Annotated in this window: 1 protein-coding gene; it reads left to right on the forward strand. The window is 64.8% G+C overall.

What is annotated here, in order from left to right; all coding sequences use genetic code 11:
* On the forward strand, nt 1–429 hold a 429-nt coding region (locus D7X55_RS46755), incomplete at both ends, for a GTP-binding protein (RefSeq protein WP_233610466.1).

Here is a 429-nt window from a genome sequence, read left to right on the forward strand (position 1 = left end):
ATGCCGCAGACCCGTGAGCACATCCTGCTGTCGCGCCAGGTCGGCGTGCCGTACATCGTCGTGTTCCTGAACAAGGCCGACATGGTCGACGACGCCGAGCTGCTCGAGCTGGTCGAGATGGAAGTGCGCGAACTGCTGAGCAAGTACGAGTTCCCGGGCGACGACACTCCGATCATCGCCGGTTCGGCCCGCCTGGCGCTGGAAGGCGACCAGAGCGACATCGGCGTGCCGGCCATCCTGAAGCTGGTCGACGCGCTGGACAGCTGGATTCCGGAGCCGGAGCGTGCGATCGACAAGCCGTTCCTGATGCCGGTGGAAGACGTGTTCTCGATCTCGGGCCGCGGCACCGTGGTGACCGGTCGTATCGAGCGCGGCGTGATCAAGGTTGGCGACGAAATCGAAATCGTCGGCATCCGTGCGGTGCAGAAG

Source organism: Corallococcus sp. AB049A (genome assembly GCF_003668885.1).
GTDB classification, from domain to species: domain Bacteria; phylum Myxococcota; class Myxococcia; order Myxococcales; family Myxococcaceae; genus Corallococcus; species Corallococcus interemptor.